This window comes from Serratia sp. T13T92 (assembly GCF_047530105.1).
Lineage (GTDB): Bacteria > Pseudomonadota > Gammaproteobacteria > Enterobacterales > Enterobacteriaceae > Chania > Chania fonticola.
On sequence record NZ_JBLJAK010000019.1, the window covers coordinates 1 to 18,156 of the forward strand.

The following is an 18,156-nucleotide window of genomic DNA, read 5'->3' on the forward strand; positions in this document are numbered from 1 at the left end:
GTAATGGTTTCAAACTGGTACTGATGGGGAGAAGGTTCTTTGAGCATGGCAGTCAGTCCGTTTTTTGCACTGACCTTATTAGATCAAAGTCCTGGCCTCACGGCCAGGACTTTGTCATCAATCTGAGTGGGCCAGCATGCTGGCCCATTTTAATGCGTTACGCCAATGCCTGTGCTAACAGGGTGATCGGATGTTCACAGCGCTTGCTGGTGGACATCTCGATCTGCCATTTGCAGGTTTCACAGTCGGTGATCACCATATCCACTCCGCTGGCTTCAATCTGGCGAAATAGCGAGGCACCAATGCCTTGTGAGGTTTCATAGTTTTCCGACTTGAAGCCGTAAGTTCCGGCGATACCGCAGCACTGCGAATCCAGCACCACCAGTTCCAGCCCTGGGATCTGCCGCAATAGCTCCAGCGTATAGGCCGTCCAGCCCATTTTCTCCATATGACACGGCGTGTGGTAAGCCACCCGCAGCGGCGTCTGTTTGAGCGGCAAGGTGCGCCCTTGGCTGATCAGACGATAGAGATAACGCGTAGCCAGCTCAACTCGTTCACGTACCGCCGAGGTGTCCACGTCCAGCAAATGCGGATACTCATCACGCAGGGTAAACGTGCAACTCGACGAAGTAGCCACCACCGGTATGCCTTTAGTCAGGACAGCATCATGCAGCGATTCCGCATTCACTTTGGCCTGCTTCTTCGCCTGCGCAATAAAGCCGTTGGCGATCAGCGGTACGCCGCAGCATTTCTCACGCTTGAGCAGTTGCACGCCGATATCCATGGCGTTAAACACCTTGATCAGGTCTTTGCCAAGCTGCGGATGGTTGTAATTAACAAAGCAACCGTGGAAAAACGCCACCTGCTCGGCATAGCGCTGCTGCTGTTCCGCCTGCTGGCGGTACCAACGGCGGAAGGTGCCAAACGAGTATTTCGGCAGCTCACGCCGATGGTCGATCTTCAGCGCCTTATCCAACAGCTTGCGCACCGGCTTCAGGCCGGTAGTGGCATTGACGATCGGCGCAAACGGCGTCGAGAGCGTGCCCATGATGTCAGTGTGGCTGAGGATGGCATCGCGCAGCGTCGGTTTGCTTTGGCTGAAATTGGCCCGTGCGCGTTGGATAATATCGCCGATTTTAACGTCGGAAGGGCAAGCCACCTCACAGCGCTTGCAGTTAGTGCAATACTTCAGCGCTTCGTCGTAAAGCGCCGGATCTTTCAGCCGCAGGCGCTCCCCATCCGGCCCGGCCTGCTTTGGCCCCGGATAGAGCGGGTTGGCCTTGGCGACCGGGCAATAGGTGGTGCAGACGGTACATTTGATGCAGCTCTCGAAGCTGTTGTCTGGTAACAGGCTCATGCTGAAACCTCCTGGGCCAGGATCTGTTGGGCCACGTGCAGCGCACCGAGCAGCGAAACCCCGGCACCACAGCCCTGCTGCAACGGATCGTAACCGCCAACCACGGCACCGATAGCATACAGATTGGTCATCGCCTCCCCCTGTTTTAACGCCCGCAGTGCGGTATCGGTCTGAACCCCAAATTGCAGGTACGGCTGCGGAGCAAACAGATTGGCATCGCTCCAGTCGGCGCGTTCGGTTTTGCTGTACACGTCGAGGCCAAATACCGGCTCACGAATGCCGTCAAAAGCGGCCACCAGGCCGTTGCTGAAGAAGCTGCCGCTGGCCAGTATCACCTGCTGTGCCCGCAGCGGAATATCGGTGTGGTTACGGGTATACAGACCGGTGACGCGCTGCCCGTCGAAGCTGGCACGCAACACGCTATCCCCCGGCATAAATACCCCACCCAGCTGCTGCAAGCGCTGGCGCAATGCCTGATGCAGCCGCATGCCGAGCACGGAAGGTGGCAGCGTGGGTAACAGATAAACAGGCTTACCGACCAACCGGCGCAACGTCATCAACGGTTCATCATCCTCTAGCCCCAGGCAGGCTGGCAGCAAGATGGCCTCTGCCTCACCTGCCTGGCGTGTGATCTCTTCCGCCAGCAGGGCCAGATGTTCTGGCAGATCCAGTACGCGGGCGATATTCACCGCGCGGAACTCACTGGGATTATTACGTAAGCGATCCAATACAGGCAGATGTAAAAATGCCACTTCTGCCTTGAGGCCCTGTTCTTGCATCAATGAGCTGGCCGCCATCTGCGGTTGGAAATCCAGAAAGCCTTCAATCCCAAGCACGGCGATATTCTGCCACGGCAACTTGCTGCCCAAGGGAGAAATAGGGATCGCCTGGGGGCTGAGCCAGGTGGCACGGCGGGTCCCAAGCGGGGTCACGCGTAGATGGTTTTGGCTGCTATCACCCTGCATCTGCCACCCGCAACGCTGTAACAATTGCTCGGCTTGCGTTGCCAGCGCGGCCACCTGTGCGGCCCCCATCAGGCTATACGGATGCTGTGGAGCCTGTTGCGCCAGTTCGGACAAGGCAGACAGAGGCGACGCCACCGGCGAACCATCGGGCAGATGGGCCAGCAGATCGAGTGAGCCGGAAGAAAAATAGAGCGCGCTTTGGCCGGAACTGACCACCGCGCAGCGTTTGCCATGCTCGGCTAAACGGATAGCACAGCTCAACCCGGCCAAGCCACCACCAATCACCACCGCATCAAATTGCATCATCCGCCTCCTGCTTAGGGTCGCCTTGCGCATCTAACCCACATAACCCTTGATATACCCAACTGGTGAATTCGCTCTCCCGCAGGGCATCGCCCCAGGCGATAGGTCGCACGCCTTTCCAGCGTTCATTGAGGAAATGGGACAGTTGGGTGATGGATTGCTGCGGCGTCACCACGTTAAACCGCGTCAACAAGCCTGCTGCACGGCAGGCACACAGCTCACCCTGGCAGGTCCCCATCCCAACGCGGGTACGGCGGCGCAGATCGACCAGATTGTTGACGGTCAGAGAATCCACCGCATAACGTACCTCACCGGCAGTCACTGCTTCACACTCGCACACCAGGCTGTTGTCCAGCCGGTTGCCAGAAGGGACCAGGCTGGCGCGATCTCCATGACGGTACACCGCCGAACCCCGGATGCTGGCAGGCAGTGAAACCACGCTGCGCACCGTTTCTTCGGCGCTCTGACGGGAACCGGGCAACGCCGCTTCCGCCGTGGTGCAAGGGCTGTCGATGCCCAGTTTGGCGCAGACCAGATCGGTGGCCCATTCGGCCATCAGCCGGTAAGTCATCAGCTTGCCGCCGGTAATGGTGATAAAGCCCTCCAACCCATCGCGTGCCGCATGGTCGAGCAGCACGATGCCGCGGCTGACGTTGCGCCCAGAAGGGTCGTCGTCGCTGGCGACCAGTGGCCGCACGCCCGCATAGGCACGCAGAATGCGCGTTTGCGCCAATTTCGGCGCCAGCAGCGTGCCTTCGCGGATTAATATATCCACTTCCTGTGGCGTCACGACCATGTTGTCGATCTGGTCGTAATCGATGTGGGTAGAGGTGGTGCCAATCAGCGAGATGGTGTCTCCAGGCACCAGAATGTCAGCATCCGCTGGTTTGCGGCAGCGGTTAATCACCATGTTATTGATGCGATGGCCCAGGATCAGCAACGCCCCTTTAGCAGGGAACATACGGATGCGCAGATCGGCATACTCGGCAATTTGCTGGCCCCAGATCCCGGCGGCGTTGACCACCACCTGAGCATGAATATCGTACTGCTGCGCGGCCTTGTGATCGAAAACGCGCACGCCCGTCACGCGATCGCCAGTACGCAACAAACCGGTAACCTGATGATAGGTGAGGATTTGTGCGCCATGTTCACGCGCATCAAGCATGTTGGCCGCCGTTAAGCGGAAAGGATCGACGGTGCCATCCGGCACCCGCACCGCGCCGATCAGGGAGGGGTTAGCCGCAGGCTCCAGGCGTAATGCCTGCGCGGGGTCAATGGCTTCGGCCTCAATGCCAGCGCTGCGACAAGCGGTAATAAACTGCTGCTGAAAGGCTAACGAGTCCTGAGGCAAGGTAATGAACAGGCCGTCGGTACGCTCTATGCAGTGGTGGGCAATACGCTTGAGGATGCGGTTTTCTTCAATACATTCGCGTGCCGATTCGCCGTCGGTGACCGAATAGCGCGCTCCGCTGTGCAACAACCCATGGTTGCGGCCAGTAGCGCCAGTGGCGATGTCATGCCTTTCCAGTAAAACGCAACGCAGACCGCGCCGCGCACAGTCACGGGCAATCCCCGCGCCGGTAGCGCCGCCGCCAATGATGATCACGTCCGTTTCGGTGATTGGTGAGTTGTTGCTCATCACGCCCCCTGAGCCTGTAGTTATGGTTTTATTTAGCCACAGTCAGTAGGGTTTTTGTTTGATAAGGAACAATAACGAACAGGAAACGAAAATAATATGGCCATAAAAAGCCATGAATGTGACCAATATCACGTATTTGTGCTATTTAGCCATTCCAAAATGTTAACCGATCACTCAAAATTCGCCACAGTTTCATAAAAGTGTAACAAATGAGCCATCCATCACGGTGTGACCGGGGGGTTTTCTCTAGCATTGCGCTCGTTATGGAACATTTAACAACACTTCAGGTATCCGCAAGCTCATCTTCAGGACAGCCGTTTCCTGTTGAGGCAATAAACAGATAAAGCCATCGGAGGCGCTCATGTTGAGTATTTTTAAGCCAGCCGCACACATTTCTCGTGTGCCAGTCGACAAGGTAGACCCGCTCTACCGTAAGCTGCGCTGGCAGATTTTTATGGGGATCTTTTTCGGTTACGCCGCCTACTATCTGGTGCGTAAAAACTTCACTCTGGCGATGCCGTACCTGATCGATCAGGGCTTCAGCCGTGGCGACCTGGGCTTTGCGCTGTCAGGGATTTCCATCGCCTACGGTTTCTCCAAGTTCATTATGGGTTCGGTTTCTGACCGTTCCAACCCGCGTGTATTCCTACCCGCCGGCCTGATCCTGGCTGCTGCCGTCATGCTGTTTATGGGCTTTGTGCCTTGGGCTACCTCCAGCATTGCCGTGATGTTCGTGCTGCTGTTCCTGTGTGGTTGGTTCCAAGGTATGGGTTGGCCGCCTTGTGGCCGTACCATGGTGCACTGGTGGTCACAGAAAGAGCGTGGCGGTATCGTTTCGGTATGGAACTGTGCGCACAACGTCGGTGGTGGCCTGCCTCCACTGCTGTTCCTGCTGGGTATGGCCTGGTTTAACGACTGGCATGCGGCGCTGTATATGCCTGCCTTCGGTGCGATCCTGGTGGCCCTGATCGCCTTCGCCTTGATGCGTGACACCCCGCAATCTGTTGGTCTGCCACCGATTGAAGAATACAAAAACGACTATCCGGATGATTACAGCGAAGAAGCAGAAGAAGAGCTGACAGCCAAGCAGATCTTCATGCAGTACGTACTGCCAAACAAACTGCTGTGGTACATCGCGATCGCCAACGTGTTCGTGTATCTGCTGCGCTACGGCATCCTGGACTGGTCACCAACCTACCTGAAAGAAGTGAAACACTTCGCTCTGGATAAGTCCTCCTGGGCCTACTTCCTGTACGAATACGCCGGTATCCCAGGCACCCTGCTGTGCGGCTGGATGTCGGACAAGGTGTTCAAAGGCAACCGTGGTGCCACCGGGGTGTTCTTCATGGTTCTGGTCACCATCGCCACCATCGTTTACTGGCTGAACCCGGTGGGTAACCCTGGCATCGATATGGCCTGTATGATCACCATCGGCTTCCTGATCTATGGCCCGGTCATGCTGATCGGCCTGCACGCGCTGGAACTGGCACCGAAGAAAGCGGCAGGTACCGCCGCAGGCTTTACCGGTCTGTTCGGTTACCTGGGCGGCTCGGTCGCAGCCAGCGCCATCGTCGGCTATACCGTTGACTACTTCGGTTGGGACGGCGGCTTTATGGTGATGATCGGTGGCAGCATTGGTGCGGTGATCCTGCTGATACTGACCATGTTCAGCGAGAAGAAACACCACGCAGAAATCGCGGCCAAACGCGGTTAATCGTCATTACGTTTCTGCATAATATTTACCCTATGGATTTCGAGCTGCAGCTAGGCGCCAAGCTATCTCATCCCCAGGAGCTTACTTTTGGGTACAGTGACTGGGGTGAGATAGTGCGGGTAACAACGCTGCAGCTTGAAAGACGACGGGTAAAAAGGCCGCGCTGTGCGGCCTTTTTCTTACCTCTACAACATGGAGCAACACAGAATGCGGACTCAAACCAAAGCCCTGCTGACAGGGATCATTCTTGCCACTTCAATGCTTAGTGCCGCACAGGCTGCGGATAAAGTGGTTATCGCACACCGCGGTGCCAGCGGCTACCTGCCGGAGCATACGTTACCGGCCAAGGCGATGGCCTACGCGCAAGGGGCCGACTTCCTTGAGCAAGATCTGGTGATGACCAAAGATAACGAGCTGGTGGTGTTGCACGACCACTATCTGGATCGCGTCACCGACGTTGCCGAACGTTTCCCGGACCGGGCGCGTAAAGATGGCCGCTACTACGCCATCGACTTTACGCTGCCTGAGATCAAATCGCTGAAGTTCACCGAAGGCTTTGATATCAAAGACGGTAAGCAGGTGCAAAGCTACCCTGGCCGCTTCCCGATGGGCAAATCCGACTTCCGCGTCCACACCTTCCAGGAAGAGATCGAGTTCGTGCAAGGTCTCAATCATTCAACCGGCAAGAACATCGGCCTCTACCCGGAAATCAAGGCCCCCTGGTTCCATCAGCAGGAAGGAAAAGACATCTCCACCAAGGTGCTGGAAGTCCTCAAGCAATACGGTTACACCAGCAAGAGCGACAACGTCTACCTGCAGTGTTTTGATGCCAACGAGCTGAAACGCATCAAGGATCAGTTGGAACCCAAGATGGGGATGGATCTGAAGCTGGTGCAGTTGATTGCCTACACCGATTGGAACGAAACCTACGAGCAGAAGGCCGACGGCAAGTGGGTCAACTATGACTACGACTGGATGTTCAAACCGGGCGCGATGAAAAAGATCGCCCAGTATGCCGACGGCATCGGGCCTGACTATCACATGCTGATCGTCGAAGAGAAGTCCAAACCGAACCAGATCGTGTTGACCGATATGGTCAAAGACGCTCATGCCAGCAATATGGCGGTGCACCCTTACACCATCCGTGCCGATAAGCTGCCGAAATACGTCACCGACGTGAACCAGCTGTTCGACGCAATTTACAATCAGGCGGGCGTTGACGGCGTGTTTACCGACTTCCCGGACAAGGGCGTCCAGTTCCTGCAAAAGCAGGGGCAACATAAGTAACGACAACTCCCCACCGGGTTACCTGGTGGGGATCAGAACCAAGTCTGCCGTAACAGCAAAGCAACCACATAAATGCCTATGCCAGAGGCTGAACCGGGATTGAAAAGCTCGATCGAGCCACTTCATTGCCAGCTTGGAGGTTGACCAATATGCTCAGTGAGCAAACTCATAAAAACGCTCAATTTGGCCGAGATTCTGGCTGCTGGGCGCAATAGATAGATCCCTTGTTCCTCGCCGCGTGGATCTGCCAGCAGGGGCAACAAACTTCCTGCCTGAATATCCGGCCCCACCACCCAGTTAGGCAAGAAAGTGATGCCTAATCCGAGTAATGCCGCTTGGCGCTGTGCCGAGAAATCATCACAGCGCAGCACCATCTTGCACTGATTCATCAGAGGTTCACTGAGGATTTGCGCCCAGCAAGCGGGTTGCTGTTTATGATAGCGGGCGATCAACTGGTGATCACGTAACTCCTGTAGGTTGGCCGGTTTCCCATTGCGAACGATATAGTCCGGGCTGGCGCACATGAACCAGCGCTGTGTGGCAATGCGGTTTGCGTACAGTGAACTGTCTTTCTGCTCGCCGATACGGATGGCGGCGTCCAGCATTTCTTGTTTCGGATCGGTCTGGCGTTCGGTGAGATCCAACTCAACTACCAGCCTTGGATAACGCTGGATTAGCACCGGTAACAGCGGCAACAGATAGGTTTTACCGAAGGTGGGCAAGCAACTGATACGCAGCACGCCTTGCGGAGTCTCGTTTTGTGCTGCCAGTTCGGCGCGGATGTCGATGATTTGCGTCAGCAACAGTGAGGCGCGCTTTCTCAGCATTTCACCAGCATCGGTCAGCACCAGGCCGCGAGTTGAGCGCACAAACAGCATGACGCCAAGTTCACCTTCCAGCGTATCGATGTGCCGCACCAATGAAGAAGGCACCATACCCAGTTTGCGTGCGGCGGCAGAAAAGCTACCCAATTGGGCAACATCAAGAAAGATCGGCAAATGTTCGGCATAGCGTGCTTCATTCATCTTTGCATTATATGCAAAAGCATTACTTATGAATACTCGGTTCTCTACCGGCTGAGTTAGCGCTACTCTACCTCCAGAGTGAAGCAGCGATATAGCGCTAAAGACATTCAATTATCAAGATAAAAAACCTTAATTTATTTTTATATAACTTCTAATTTGATATTAGATAGTGAATTCATCTGATTCATTCGCTTTCAGATTAATACCAGATTAACCGTAAACGTGGTGTGTCGCGGTTAAAATCATTAGAAGGTCTTTGTTTTACCTAGGCTCTGGTTGAGTCCGAAGCGTTGCCTGTTTGTATCACTGTTTTTTGCCGTTGCCAGCTGAAGGGTTCTAAGTGAGCACTTTAGCAGCGGCAGGTTTGCTCATGTTCTTGAGCATTTAAACGCATCGCACCTTAGGTGCCGTGCGGGTGGAGGAGGTGGTAATGAATGAAAATCATGGTTGTTCATGTGCGCAGCAGCTGGCGCAAGGTTTTGCCAAGCAAGCGCTGGATTGTGGCCAGGGGGAAATTTATCAGACCTCATTGATGAGCGCCTTGCTTGATGGTGTTTACGAAGGGGATGTCACTATCGCCGAGTTGCTCAAACACGGTAACTTCGGTCTGGGGACCTTCAACCATCTTGATGGCGAACTGATCGCTTTTGATCGGGAAGTTCATCAGTTGCGTGCAGATGGCAGCGCCCGTGCGGCCAGTCTGCAACAAAGAACACCGTTCGCGGTGGTCACTTTTTTTCAGCCTAGCGTGACGCTAAAGATTGAAAAACCGATCTGCAAAGCCGACCTGCACCGGTACATCGACCAGCAGGTAGCTTCACCTAATCTGTTCTGTGCGCTACGGGTTGATGGTCTGTTCAGCCATGTGGAAACTCGGACCGTACCGCGGCAAGAGCGGCCCTACAAACCGATGCTGGAAGCGATCGAAGCGCAGCCGACTTTTGCATTTCAGCAACGCAGCGGCACATTGGTTGGGTTCCGCTCACCTGATTATATGCAGGGCATCAGTGTTGCGGGTTACCACGAACACTTTATCACCGACGATCGCATCGGTGGGGGTCATGTATTGGATTATCAGCTCGATCATGGCCGTCTGCAGTTTGGCGTGATCGCTCGTCTCAATCTTCAATTGCCGCACGATGCGGATTTCCTGTGCGCCGACCTCTGTCCAGAGGATTTGGATTGCGCCATTCGTTCTGCCGAAGGTTAATCGGCGTCGTTTTTTCAGGAGGTGGATTATGGTTGGTTCAGACAATCACTGGCGGTGTGGTGCAGATTTGGTGGTTAAAAATCTGCACGCACAGGGTGTGAAACAGGTATTTGGTATTCCCGGGGCTAAAATAGATCGCGTATTCGATGCGTTGGAAGATGAACCTGAGATAAAAACCGTGGTGGTACGTCACGAAGCCAACGCGGCATTTATGGCGGCGGCAGTTGGCCGCTTGACCGGTAAGGCAGGAGTCGCGTTGGTGACCTCCGGGCCGGGCAGTTCTAATCTGATCACCGGGCTGGCCACCGCTACCTCTGAAGGGGATGCGGTGGTGGCCTTGGGCGGGGCGGTGAAACGTGCCGACAATCTGAAACAAACACACCAGAGCATGGATACCGTCAGCATGTTCCGGCCAGTCACCAAATATTGTGCAGAGGTACATACCGGCTCCGCCATTTCAGAAGTAATGGCCAATGCGTTTCGCAGTGCTGAATTTGGCCGTCCTGGGGCTGCGTTTATCAGCTTGCCGATGGATATCATCAATGAACCGGTTACAGCACCGGTGCTGACCGGAGGCCGCTCACCCCGTCTGGGGGCCGCTTCAACTGAAGACATACACGAAGCGCTTAAACTGATCCAGCAGGCGAAATGTCCGGTACTGTTGCTGGGGCTGCAAGCCAGCCGCCCAGAAAACAGTGCCGCAATACGCCATTTGTTACAGCGTACGCATATGCCGGTGGTAGGAACCTATCAGGCTGCCGGAGTGATTGATGTTAATGATTTTTCCCGCTTTGCTGGCCGCGTCGGGTTATTCAACAATCAGCCTGCCGACCAACTGTTGCAAAAGGCCGATCTGGTGGTCAGTGTGGGTTATAGCCCGATCGAATACGACCCCTGCATGTGGAACAGCCAAAGGCGTTTGACGCTGGTACATATCGATGTACAACCGGCCGAAATTGATACCTGTTACCGCCCAGATGTGGAGCTGATCGGCAATATCAACGCCACTATCGATTTGCTGACCGAAGGTTTCAGCAATGTGATCAGTATGCCTGCCGAGGTGGAACTGATCTTATCCGATCTCGGCCTGCAGCGCGCAGAGCTGGCAGAGCGTGCTGCAGGCCGTGGCGGCATGCCGATTCATCCGTTGCGCATCGTCAAGGAACTGCAGGATATCGTCAGCGATGACGTGACGCTATGTGTGGATATGGGGAGCTTCCATATCTGGATCGCTCGCTATTTGTATAGCTTCCGCGCCCGCCAACTCCTGATCTCCAATGGTCAGCAGACCATGGGGGTTGCCCTGCCGTGGGCCATTGGTGCGGCTTTAGTCCGGCCGGGAGACAAAGTGTTATCCATCTCCGGTGATGGGGGATTTATGCAGTCGAGCATGGAGTTGGAAACCGCCGTGCGGCTGAAAGCCAATATTGTGCATGTGATTTGGGTGGATAATGCCTACAACATGGTGGAGATGCAGGAGGTGAGTAAATATCAACGCAAGTCTGGTGTAGAGTTTGGCCCGATTGATTTCAAAGCCTATGCAGAGGCATGCGGTGCGGTCGGATTTGCGGTGCAATCAGTGGAGGATTTGCGGCCCATGTTGCGTAAGGCTATGGAAATTCAGGGGCCGGTGGTGGTGGCGATCCCGGTAGATTATGCTGACAATTACAAACTGATGGCTCAAATGAACTTCAGCCAGATGATTTAATTCGGGCTAGAGAAAACGTTCACTTAGGCTACCCCCTTGGAGACTGTAAACGTCGTTCACCTGACGGTGCACTACGTCTGGCGAGCATTTGCCTTCCTATTTCGATTCAAGTGCATAGCACTGAACCCAACGGTAAATCATGGTGTGGCATGGAATGCCTGCTGTTGATGGAATGTAAGCTGAGTCGCTCGGCGGGCGCAGCCGGTGAAGACTGCGCCCCAATCAGTTAAATCGAGTACATTTTACGCAGGTAATGAGGCACGGCGTCGTCAACGTTGGAGCCAATCACTTCCAGCTCCGGCAACTTGTCTTTCAGACGTTGCTGGGCATCCTGCATGATGCAGCCTTTCCCCGCCATCGACAGCATTTCCAAATCGTTCATGCCGTCGCCAAAGGCGATGCACTCTTTGAGCGAATAGCCGATGATCTTGGCTACTTCTTCCAACGCATGGCCTTTCGAGACGCCACCTGCCATCACCTCCAGGCAGGTTGGGAACGAGAAGCTGACGTTGACCCGATCGCCCCAGCGCGCATTGATAGCATCTTCCAGCGGCAGTAGTTTTTCATGATCGTCGCAGGTGAAATACACCTTGCACACGCCATCGGTTTCCAGCAAGCCCGGCTCAAACAGCTCATATTTAAAGATCGATTCCTGGAAAAACTCTTCCTGCTCCGGACTTTCACGGTTCATGAACCAGTCGTCGTTGCGGTAGACGTTGGTCAGGATATCCTGGTTATCGTGCATCATGTTGTACAGATCGCGGGCGATATCCTCATCCAGGTTGTGGCTGAAGATCAGCTCACCGGCGGTGTTATGTACCCGCGCACCGTTGGAGGTGATCATAAAAGCACTGATACCGAGATTATCGCGGATCTGGGAAACGTCGATATGGTGGCGGCCGGTAGCGAAAACAAAGTGCACGCCCTGCTGCGTCAGCAGCTGCAGCGTTTCTTTGGCGTACGGTGTCAGGGTGTGCTCAGGGGACAGCAGAGTGCCATCTAAATCGGAAGCAACGACGTGATACATAGCGATATGTTCTAACCTCTAGTGGAATTTTCGGCGGCAGCAGTACCACCTAAGTGCTGAGCAAAGAATCGCAGGATTGCGTTCAGTGCCTCGGCGCGCATCGCGTCCCGTTCGAACAGGATCTCATGGCGAGCGCCTTTGATAACCCACGGTTTTCCCCCTTCACAAGGGTGTCCCGCGTCTGACAGTGCCTGACAAAAAGCGCGCTGGGAACGGTTGTCTACCACCCGATCCTCACCGGCCTGCAATAATAAAATCGGCGTAGTGATGTTAGCAGCCTGGGCAATGATCTGCTGCCCGGCCTGAATACTTTCTTTGACCCAGTGATAGGTTGGCCCACCTACCCGCAGCTCGGGATGATCGGCGTAATAACGCAGGTTGCGGCGATAACGCTCGCGGCTGTGGGTCAGCGTATTGACCACATAGGGCAATGGCCGCCACTGCCCGGTACCAACCGCATAATAGTCACGCAGCCCTGGGCGCTTTTCCGTCCAATTCAAAATACCGTTGGCCATCCAGCCCGGCATCGGCAGATAAATGCCCAACATCGGCGCGCAGAGTGCTACGGCGGCAAACGACTGTGGCTCACGTGCCAAAAACTGCGCCAGTATCGCGCCCCCCATAGAGTGTGCCAGCGCGACGTGCTGCCGGTAACCCAAGGGTTTGACCTGCTGATGGTAAAACTGGGCAAAATCGTCCACGTAGTCGGCAAAGTTTACCACATGCCCCCGGTGCGTATCTGCCAGCATCCGACCGGACAACCCTTGACCACGATGATCGATGATCATCACGTCATAACCGCAGTGAAACAGATCGTACGCCACTTCCGGGTACTTGATATAGCTTTCGATGCGCCCCGGGCTGATCACCACTACCCGCTGGTGCAGCGGGGAAGAAAAACGCACAAAGCGGATCGGTACGCCCCCGACGCCGGTGAACTCCCCTTCCTCACGTCGCCGCCAAAAATCCAGCAGTGGCCCAGTCGCGAAGGCAGAAAACTGCTTTTCACGGTTTAACCATTGCGCGGGATCAAGGGTGAATGACGACATGGCCTACCTTTTAACGGGATGTTCAGAGAGGTAAATGTGATCTCTGGCACGGGAAATCATACTAGCGTATTGTGGCACAAATTGGTGACAAATTGGTGTATTCAGGGAGCATTGCGATGACCTTAGACTGGTGGTTAACCTATCTGCTGACAACCCTTATCCTCAGTCTTTCCCCCGGTTCCGGTGCCATCAACACCATGAGTACCGGCATCAGCCACGGCTATCGTGGAGCGGCAGCGTCGATTGCGGGTCTGCAGGTTGGCCTGAGCATCCATATCGTGCTGGTGGGTATTGGCCTCGGAGCGGTGGTTTCCCAGTCGCTGCTGGCCTTTGAATTACTGAAATGGTTTGGTGCGGCCTATCTGGTGTGGCTGGGTATCCAGCAATGGCGCGCCGCAGGTGCGTTGGATCTGCACACTTTGGCAGGCACCATGCCACGACGCCGTCTGTTTCGCCGCGCCGTCCTGGTAAATCTGACCAACCCCAAGAGCATCGTGTTTCTGGCAGCCCTGTTCCCGCAGTTTATCATGCCTAACCAGCCCCAGGCCGAGCAGTATGTCATTCTCGGCGTCACCACGGTGGTAATCGATATCCTGGTGATGATTGGCTATGCCACGCTGGCCACGCGCATTGCCGGTTGGTTAAAGACCCCGCGACAAATGCAGTTGCTGAACCGGATTTTTGGCTCGCTGTTTATTCTGGTGGCGGGATTACTGGCAACGGCTAGAAAGGCATGATCTACCGGGCCGCAGGGGTCGGCCCGGTAATCATTAACGCGTGAAGATCAGATGCAGGCCAAAACCGGTGAACAACACCCCGGCCAGGCCATCGATCCATTTCGCCATCCGCTGATAGCCCCGGCGCATAGCGGGTAACGCAAAGATGATCGCCACTAGGGTGAACCAGATAAAGGTTTCACCGGTGATCAGGGCGAACAATCCCCAGCGCGCTCCGGCACCTACATCCTCGCCGACAAACAGCGAGAACACGCTACCAAAGTAGATAACGGCCTTGGGATTGGAAAGGTTGGTGAGCAAGCCACGGATAAAGCTGCGGCCCGGCTTGGGTAACGCCACCTTCACCTCTTCTGCCGGAGCAGTTTGCGCATTCTGGCTACGGGCGGAACGCAGCAGTTGCCAGCCCATCCAGCACAGATACAGGCCACCGCCCACCATGATAATCTGGTGCAGCCAGGCCATCTTTTGCAGGATCAGGTTCAACCCCAGCAGCGCCACACCGGCCCAGACCATTACGCCAAGGGAGATCCCCACCACGCCCATCATCGCCTCGCGACGGGAGCGGCTGGCTGCGGTTTGCGAGACAAAAAAGAAGTCCGGCCCTGGGCTCATCAGCGCAATCAAATGCACCATCGCCACCGTTAAAAACAACATCAGCATGAGTGATTATCCTTATTCGTCGTCACCGTCGAGGTGAGCGCGGATCAGCGCCATAAATGGCGCACCAAAACGTTCCAGCTTACGCTGCCCCACGCCGTTGACGCTCAACAACTCGCTGGCCCTGATCGGCATCTGTTCGGCCATCTCCAGCAGCGTTGCGTCGTTGAACACCACGTACGGGGGGATGTTCTCTTCGTCGGCAATCGATTTACGCAGCTTGCGCAGTTTGGCAAACAGCTTGCGATCGTAATTGCCGCCGTAGGATTTCTGATTGGCGCTGCTGCGTACCTTGAAGCTCTGAATACGCGGCACCGCCAGCTGTAACACCACTTCGCCACGCAGCACCGGGCGCGCGGCCTCGGTCAGTTGCAGTGCCGAATGCATCGCTATGTTCTGGGTGATAAAGCCCAGATGGATCAGTTGGCGCAGCACGCTGGTCCAGTGTTCGGTGGTCTGATCGCGGCCAATGCCGTACACCGGCAGCTTTTCATGACCAAACTCGCGGATACGCTGGTTATTGGAGCCGCGCAGCACCTCCACCACATAGCCAATGCCGAAACGTTGCCCAACGCGGCCAATCGCCGACAGTGCCTTGCGGGCATCCTCCAAGCCGTCATAACGCTTGGGCGGGTCAAGGCAGATATCGCAGTTGCCACAGGCCTGCTGCTTACCTTCACCGAAGTAGTTCAGCAGCACCAGGCGGCGGCAGGTTTGCGCTTCGGCAAATGCCCCCATGGCGTTGAGCTTATGGCGTTCGATATCCAACTGCTGCCCCGCCGGTTTCTCTTCCAGGCAGCGGCGTAACCAGGCCATATCAGCCGGGTCATAGAGCAAGATCGCTTCCGCTGGCAGGCCATCACGCCCTGCTCGGCCAGTCTCCTGATAATAGGACTCTATGTTGCGCGGAATATCGAAGTGCACCACAAAACGCACGTTGGGTTTGTTGATGCCCATGCCGAAGGCCACGGTAGCTACCACCACTTGCAAATCATCACGCTGGAAAGCCTCCTGCACCTGAGAGCGGCGTTCGTTATCCAGTCCGGCGTGATAAGCCCCAACGCTCAGCCCACGGCTTTGCAGACGTGCGGTGGTGTCTTCGACCTTGGCGCGGCTGTTGCAGTAAATAATGCCGCTTTTGCCGCGCTGATCCTGCACGAAGCGCCAAAGTTGGTCGAGCGGCTTAAACTTCTCCACCAGCGTGTAGCGGATATTGGGGCGGTCGAAGCTGCTGATCTGGATCAGCGGCTCGTCTAGCGCCAACAGGCGAACGATATCCCCCCGCGTGGCTTCATCAGCGGTGGCCGTCAATGCCACTACCGGCATGGTCGGGAAACGTTGCTTCAACTGGCCCAGGGCGCGGTATTCCGGGCGGAAATCGTGGCCCCACTGGGAAATACAGTGTGCCTCATCCACCGCCAGCATCACCGGCGGACAGTGATCCAACAGTTCGAGGAAGCTGTCCATCATCAGCCGTTCGGGGGCGATATACAGCATCTTGATCTGGCCGCTGCGACAGCCCGCCATCACCTCCAGCTGCTGCTCGCGCGTTTGCGTCGAGTTATAGCAGGCGGCGGAAACGCCATAGGCCAAGAGCTGATCGACCTGATCTTTCATCAAGGAAATCAGTGGGGATACCACCAGCGTCAGTCCATCCATCACCAGCGCCGGGATTTGATAGCACAGCGATTTACCCCCGCCGGTCGGCATCACCACCAGGCAATCCTGGCCGCCGATAATTGCGTTGATAATCGTTTGTTGACCCGGACGGAACTGCTGGTAGCCGAAGGTATCGCGTAATACCTGCTCTGCCAGCAACTCTCTGTTTATCACTGCTGCGGTTGACACACACTTCCCCATTTATCGCTATCACGGTGCCTGACTGACACCGTTATTACCTAAACTACATAATGTCGTTAAGCATGACACCAACACCCAGCCGTGTCTGCTTGAAGTTGTAATCAATCATCGATTCGCCATAGCCGCTGAACACCTGGGTATAGAAACGCACATGGCTGGTAATTGGGTAGCTCCAGCCCACCTGCGCGCCGCCATAACCGCTATTCCAGTTGTATTGGCCTTCGGCACTGAACACGCTTTCCCCCAAGGCATAGCCCACCGTCAGGCGGTAATAGCCCATATACTTGGTGATATCTGGGTTATCGTCGTTGCTGTCGCTTTCCGAGAAGCGGAACCAGGGTTTGACCTCGACCTGCCAGTCGCCGTTCTGCGCCATCAGGCGTGCATAGCCACGGTTCCAGCTGCGTGAGGTAGGATCTTCACGGCCGTTGGACTCATGATTCAGACCCACTTCGATATCACGCAGCGTCCAGCCGGCAAACTTATACGCCGTAGCCCAGCCGACAAAAATTTGCGGTTCGTAGTTGGTTTCACGGAACGGTGAGGATTCGTCGTGGTTAGAGAACTGCCACCAGGACCGCTGGGTGTAAGATGCCCCCAAAACCGAGTTCTCACCGGCAATACCACGCCAGATCGGGAAGGCCAGGCTGAGCTGGAACTTCACCTCATCCTTACGAGCATTTTCCGCCCAGTTATAGGATTTAATCGCTTCTTTGTTCAGATCGCTGGTATCGGTATAAATCAGGTAGTTCGTTTCATACGGATACAGAGTGAACGGATTATCATAGTGTTGCAGCATGTTGCCGATGATGCTGCCACGAACCGCCGGTTTATTCAGATTTTTTTGCTCGGTGGCCTCATCGGCCTGCACCACTACTGGCGCAAACAGCATCGCCATCACAATCCCAGACAGAACGCGCATAATTTTTTCACTCTCGAAAGATAAGGAAAAACCCGGAAATAAAAGCAGGCTATTTTACACACATTGCTGGTTTTACCGCACTAGTGAATACATTTATCTGCCTGGCCTGGAAAGCAACAAAAGATAAGCATAAAATCCACAAGTCATTAACCTGGACTGACCAGTACATCGGCTGGCCGAACTCAAATGAAGAAAGGAACTATGTCACACACAACTTTGACCCTCGAAGCCGCCCGCCAGAAGATAGGCGAAATCTTCGTCTATCACATGCCATTTAACCGTGAATTGGGGCTGGAGCTACGCCGCTTTGAGGACGACTACGTTGAATTGAGCTTTACCAATCAACCTAAGCTGGTGGGTAATGCCGCCCAGAAAATCCTGCATGGCGGCGTGATCGCCTCCGTACTGGATGTTGCCGCCGGGCTAGCGTGCGTGGGCAGCGTGCTGATGCGTCAGGACCCGCTGATCGAAGAAGAGCTGGCGTCCCGTTTATCGCGCATGGGGACAATCGATCTGCGCGTCGACTATCTGCGCCCAGGCCGCGGCGAGCATTTTGTTGCTTCCGCCAGCGTACTGCGCAGCGGTAATAAAGTGGCGGTAGCTCGCGTTGAGCTGCACAACCACGATGGCTTACACATCGCCAGCGCCACCGCCACCTACCTGGTGGGCTAAGCGTGCCAGCCGGTTGTGATCCCT

Annotated in this window: 15 protein-coding genes; 6 read left to right on the top strand and 9 right to left on the bottom strand. The window is 55.4% G+C overall.

The genetic code is table 11. The features are described 5' to 3' along the window. Positions 1-157: 157 nt before the first annotated feature. From glpC to glpA, 3 genes are read right to left on the bottom strand one after another with little or no spacing between them, the layout of a single operon-like run. Positions 158-1,357 (bottom strand): anaerobic glycerol-3-phosphate dehydrogenase subunit GlpC, encoded by a 1,200-nt coding sequence (glpC, locus tag ACMV5I_RS17455; RefSeq protein WP_121608083.1) that lies wholly within the window; start codon positions 1,355-1,357, stop codon positions 158-160. Then, a complete protein-coding gene (glpB, locus tag ACMV5I_RS17460) occupies positions 1,354-2,625 on the bottom strand; it encodes a glycerol-3-phosphate dehydrogenase subunit GlpB (protein ID WP_414824976.1) in 1,272 nt (423 codons plus the stop codon). Before glpB ends, glpC begins: the two co-directional genes overlap by 4 nt. Then, positions 2,615-4,264 (bottom strand): anaerobic glycerol-3-phosphate dehydrogenase subunit A, encoded by a 1,650-nt coding sequence (glpA, locus tag ACMV5I_RS17465; RefSeq protein WP_202810838.1) that lies wholly within the window; start codon positions 4,262-4,264, stop codon positions 2,615-2,617. The genes glpB and glpA overlap by 11 nt, the downstream gene beginning before the upstream one ends. 361 nt (positions 4,265-4,625) lie before the next feature. Here glpA and glpT point away from each other — a divergent pair, with 361 nt between their 5' ends. Then, on the top strand, positions 4,626-5,978 hold the full coding sequence (gene glpT / locus ACMV5I_RS17470; RefSeq protein ID WP_202671660.1) for a glycerol-3-phosphate transporter: 1,353 nt from the start codon (positions 4,626-4,628) through the stop codon (positions 5,976-5,978). 207 nt (positions 5,979-6,185) lie between these two features. After that, the gene (gene glpQ / locus ACMV5I_RS17475; protein WP_021807777.1) at positions 6,186-7,265 is read left to right on the top strand and encodes a glycerophosphodiester phosphodiesterase; all 1,080 of its coding nucleotides are present in this window, start codon (positions 6,186-6,188) and stop codon (positions 7,263-7,265) included. A gap of 122 nt (positions 7,266-7,387) precedes the next feature. Here the strand turns inward: glpQ and ACMV5I_RS17480 are convergent, their stop codons facing one another. Further along, entirely contained in the window at positions 7,388-8,290 is a 903-nt protein-coding gene (locus tag ACMV5I_RS17480) for a LysR family transcriptional regulator (protein WP_414824946.1), read from the bottom strand. Between the two features lie 430 nt (positions 8,291-8,720). On the opposite strand from ACMV5I_RS17480, the gene budA reads away from it, so the two are divergent. Further along, a complete protein-coding gene (gene budA / locus ACMV5I_RS17485) occupies positions 8,721-9,500 on the top strand; it encodes an acetolactate decarboxylase (RefSeq protein ID WP_414824947.1) in 780 nt (259 codons plus the stop codon). Positions 9,501-9,528: 28 nt separating this feature from the next. Beyond that, positions 9,529-11,208 (top strand): acetolactate synthase AlsS, encoded by a 1,680-nt coding sequence (gene alsS / locus ACMV5I_RS17490; protein ID WP_414824948.1) that lies wholly within the window; start codon positions 9,529-9,531, stop codon positions 11,206-11,208. 226 nt (positions 11,209-11,434) lie between these two features. Here the strand turns inward: alsS and yigL are convergent, their stop codons facing one another. Together yigL and pldB are read right to left on the bottom strand one after the other, a co-directional pair. Beyond that, on the bottom strand, positions 11,435-12,235 hold the full coding sequence (gene yigL / locus ACMV5I_RS17495; protein ID WP_024484658.1) for a sugar/pyridoxal phosphate phosphatase YigL: 801 nt from the start codon (positions 12,233-12,235) through the stop codon (positions 11,435-11,437). A gap of 11 nt (positions 12,236-12,246) precedes the next feature. Next, positions 12,247-13,284 carry a lysophospholipase L2 gene (gene pldB, locus ACMV5I_RS17500; RefSeq protein WP_202810830.1) on the bottom strand — a complete coding sequence of 346 codons (1,038 nt, stop codon included), beginning with the start codon at positions 13,282-13,284 and terminating at the stop codon, positions 12,247-12,249. Between the two features lie 116 nt (positions 13,285-13,400). Between pldB and rhtB the strand changes: the two genes are divergently transcribed. Then, positions 13,401-14,021: a homoserine/homoserine lactone efflux protein gene (gene rhtB, locus ACMV5I_RS17505; protein ID WP_021181524.1), complete on the top strand. Its 621-nt coding sequence runs from the start codon at positions 13,401-13,403 to the stop codon at positions 14,019-14,021. A 33-nt stretch (positions 14,022-14,054) separates the two neighbouring features. Here rhtB and rhtC read toward each other — a convergent pair whose 3' ends face one another. Genes rhtC through pldA form a run of 3 tightly spaced genes read right to left on the bottom strand, consistent with a single transcriptional unit; the run spans position 14,055 to position 17,460 of the window. Next, positions 14,055-14,681 (bottom strand): threonine export protein RhtC, encoded by a 627-nt coding sequence (gene rhtC, locus ACMV5I_RS17510; protein WP_024529543.1) that lies wholly within the window; start codon positions 14,679-14,681, stop codon positions 14,055-14,057. Positions 14,682-14,693: 12 nt separating this feature from the next. After that, complete coding sequence (gene recQ, locus ACMV5I_RS17515; protein WP_021181526.1) at positions 14,694-16,526, bottom strand: ATP-dependent DNA helicase RecQ; 1,833 nt, start codon at positions 16,524-16,526, stop codon at positions 14,694-14,696. Positions 16,527-16,581: 55 nt separating this feature from the next. Continuing rightward, entirely contained in the window at positions 16,582-17,460 is an 879-nt protein-coding gene (pldA, locus tag ACMV5I_RS17520) for a phospholipase A (RefSeq protein ID WP_174333924.1), read from the bottom strand. A gap of 201 nt (positions 17,461-17,661) precedes the next feature. Between pldA and ACMV5I_RS17525 the strand changes: the two genes are divergently transcribed. Continuing rightward, a complete protein-coding gene (locus ACMV5I_RS17525; protein WP_021807770.1) occupies positions 17,662-18,132 on the top strand; it encodes a thioesterase family protein in 471 nt (156 codons plus the stop codon). Positions 18,133-18,156 lie beyond the last annotated feature (24 nt).

Bases quoted from the DNA above. Each gene is read 5' to 3' on its own strand.
- glpC (WP_121608083.1), bottom strand. From the start codon at position 1,357: ATGAGCCTGTTACCAGACAACAGCTTCGAGAGCTGCATCAAATGTACC.
- glpB (WP_414824976.1), bottom strand. From the start codon at position 2,625: ATGCAATTTGATGCGGTGGTGATTGGTGGTGGCTTGGCCGGGTTGAGC.
- glpA (WP_202810838.1), bottom strand. From the start codon at position 4,264: ATGAGCAACAACTCACCAATCACCGAAACGGACGTGATCATCATTGGC.
- glpT (WP_202671660.1), top strand. From the start codon at position 4,626: ATGTTGAGTATTTTTAAGCCAGCCGCACACATTTCTCGTGTGCCAGTC.
- glpQ (WP_021807777.1), top strand. From the start codon at position 6,186: ATGCGGACTCAAACCAAAGCCCTGCTGACAGGGATCATTCTTGCCACT.
- ACMV5I_RS17480 (WP_414824946.1), bottom strand. From the start codon at position 8,290: ATGAATGAAGCACGCTATGCCGAACATTTGCCGATCTTTCTTGATGTT.
- budA (WP_414824947.1), top strand. From the start codon at position 8,721: ATGAATGAAAATCATGGTTGTTCATGTGCGCAGCAGCTGGCGCAAGGT.
- alsS (WP_414824948.1), top strand. From the start codon at position 9,529: ATGGTTGGTTCAGACAATCACTGGCGGTGTGGTGCAGATTTGGTGGTT.
- yigL (WP_024484658.1), bottom strand. From the start codon at position 12,235: ATGTATCACGTCGTTGCTTCCGATTTAGATGGCACTCTGCTGTCCCCT.
- pldB (WP_202810830.1), bottom strand. From the start codon at position 13,284: ATGTCGTCATTCACCCTTGATCCCGCGCAATGGTTAAACCGTGAAAAG.
- rhtB (WP_021181524.1), top strand. From the start codon at position 13,401: ATGACCTTAGACTGGTGGTTAACCTATCTGCTGACAACCCTTATCCTC.
- rhtC (WP_024529543.1), bottom strand. From the start codon at position 14,681: ATGCTGATGTTGTTTTTAACGGTGGCGATGGTGCATTTGATTGCGCTG.
- pldA (WP_174333924.1), bottom strand. From the start codon at position 17,460: ATGCGCGTTCTGTCTGGGATTGTGATGGCGATGCTGTTTGCGCCAGTA.
- ACMV5I_RS17525 (WP_021807770.1), top strand. From the start codon at position 17,662: ATGTCACACACAACTTTGACCCTCGAAGCCGCCCGCCAGAAGATAGGC.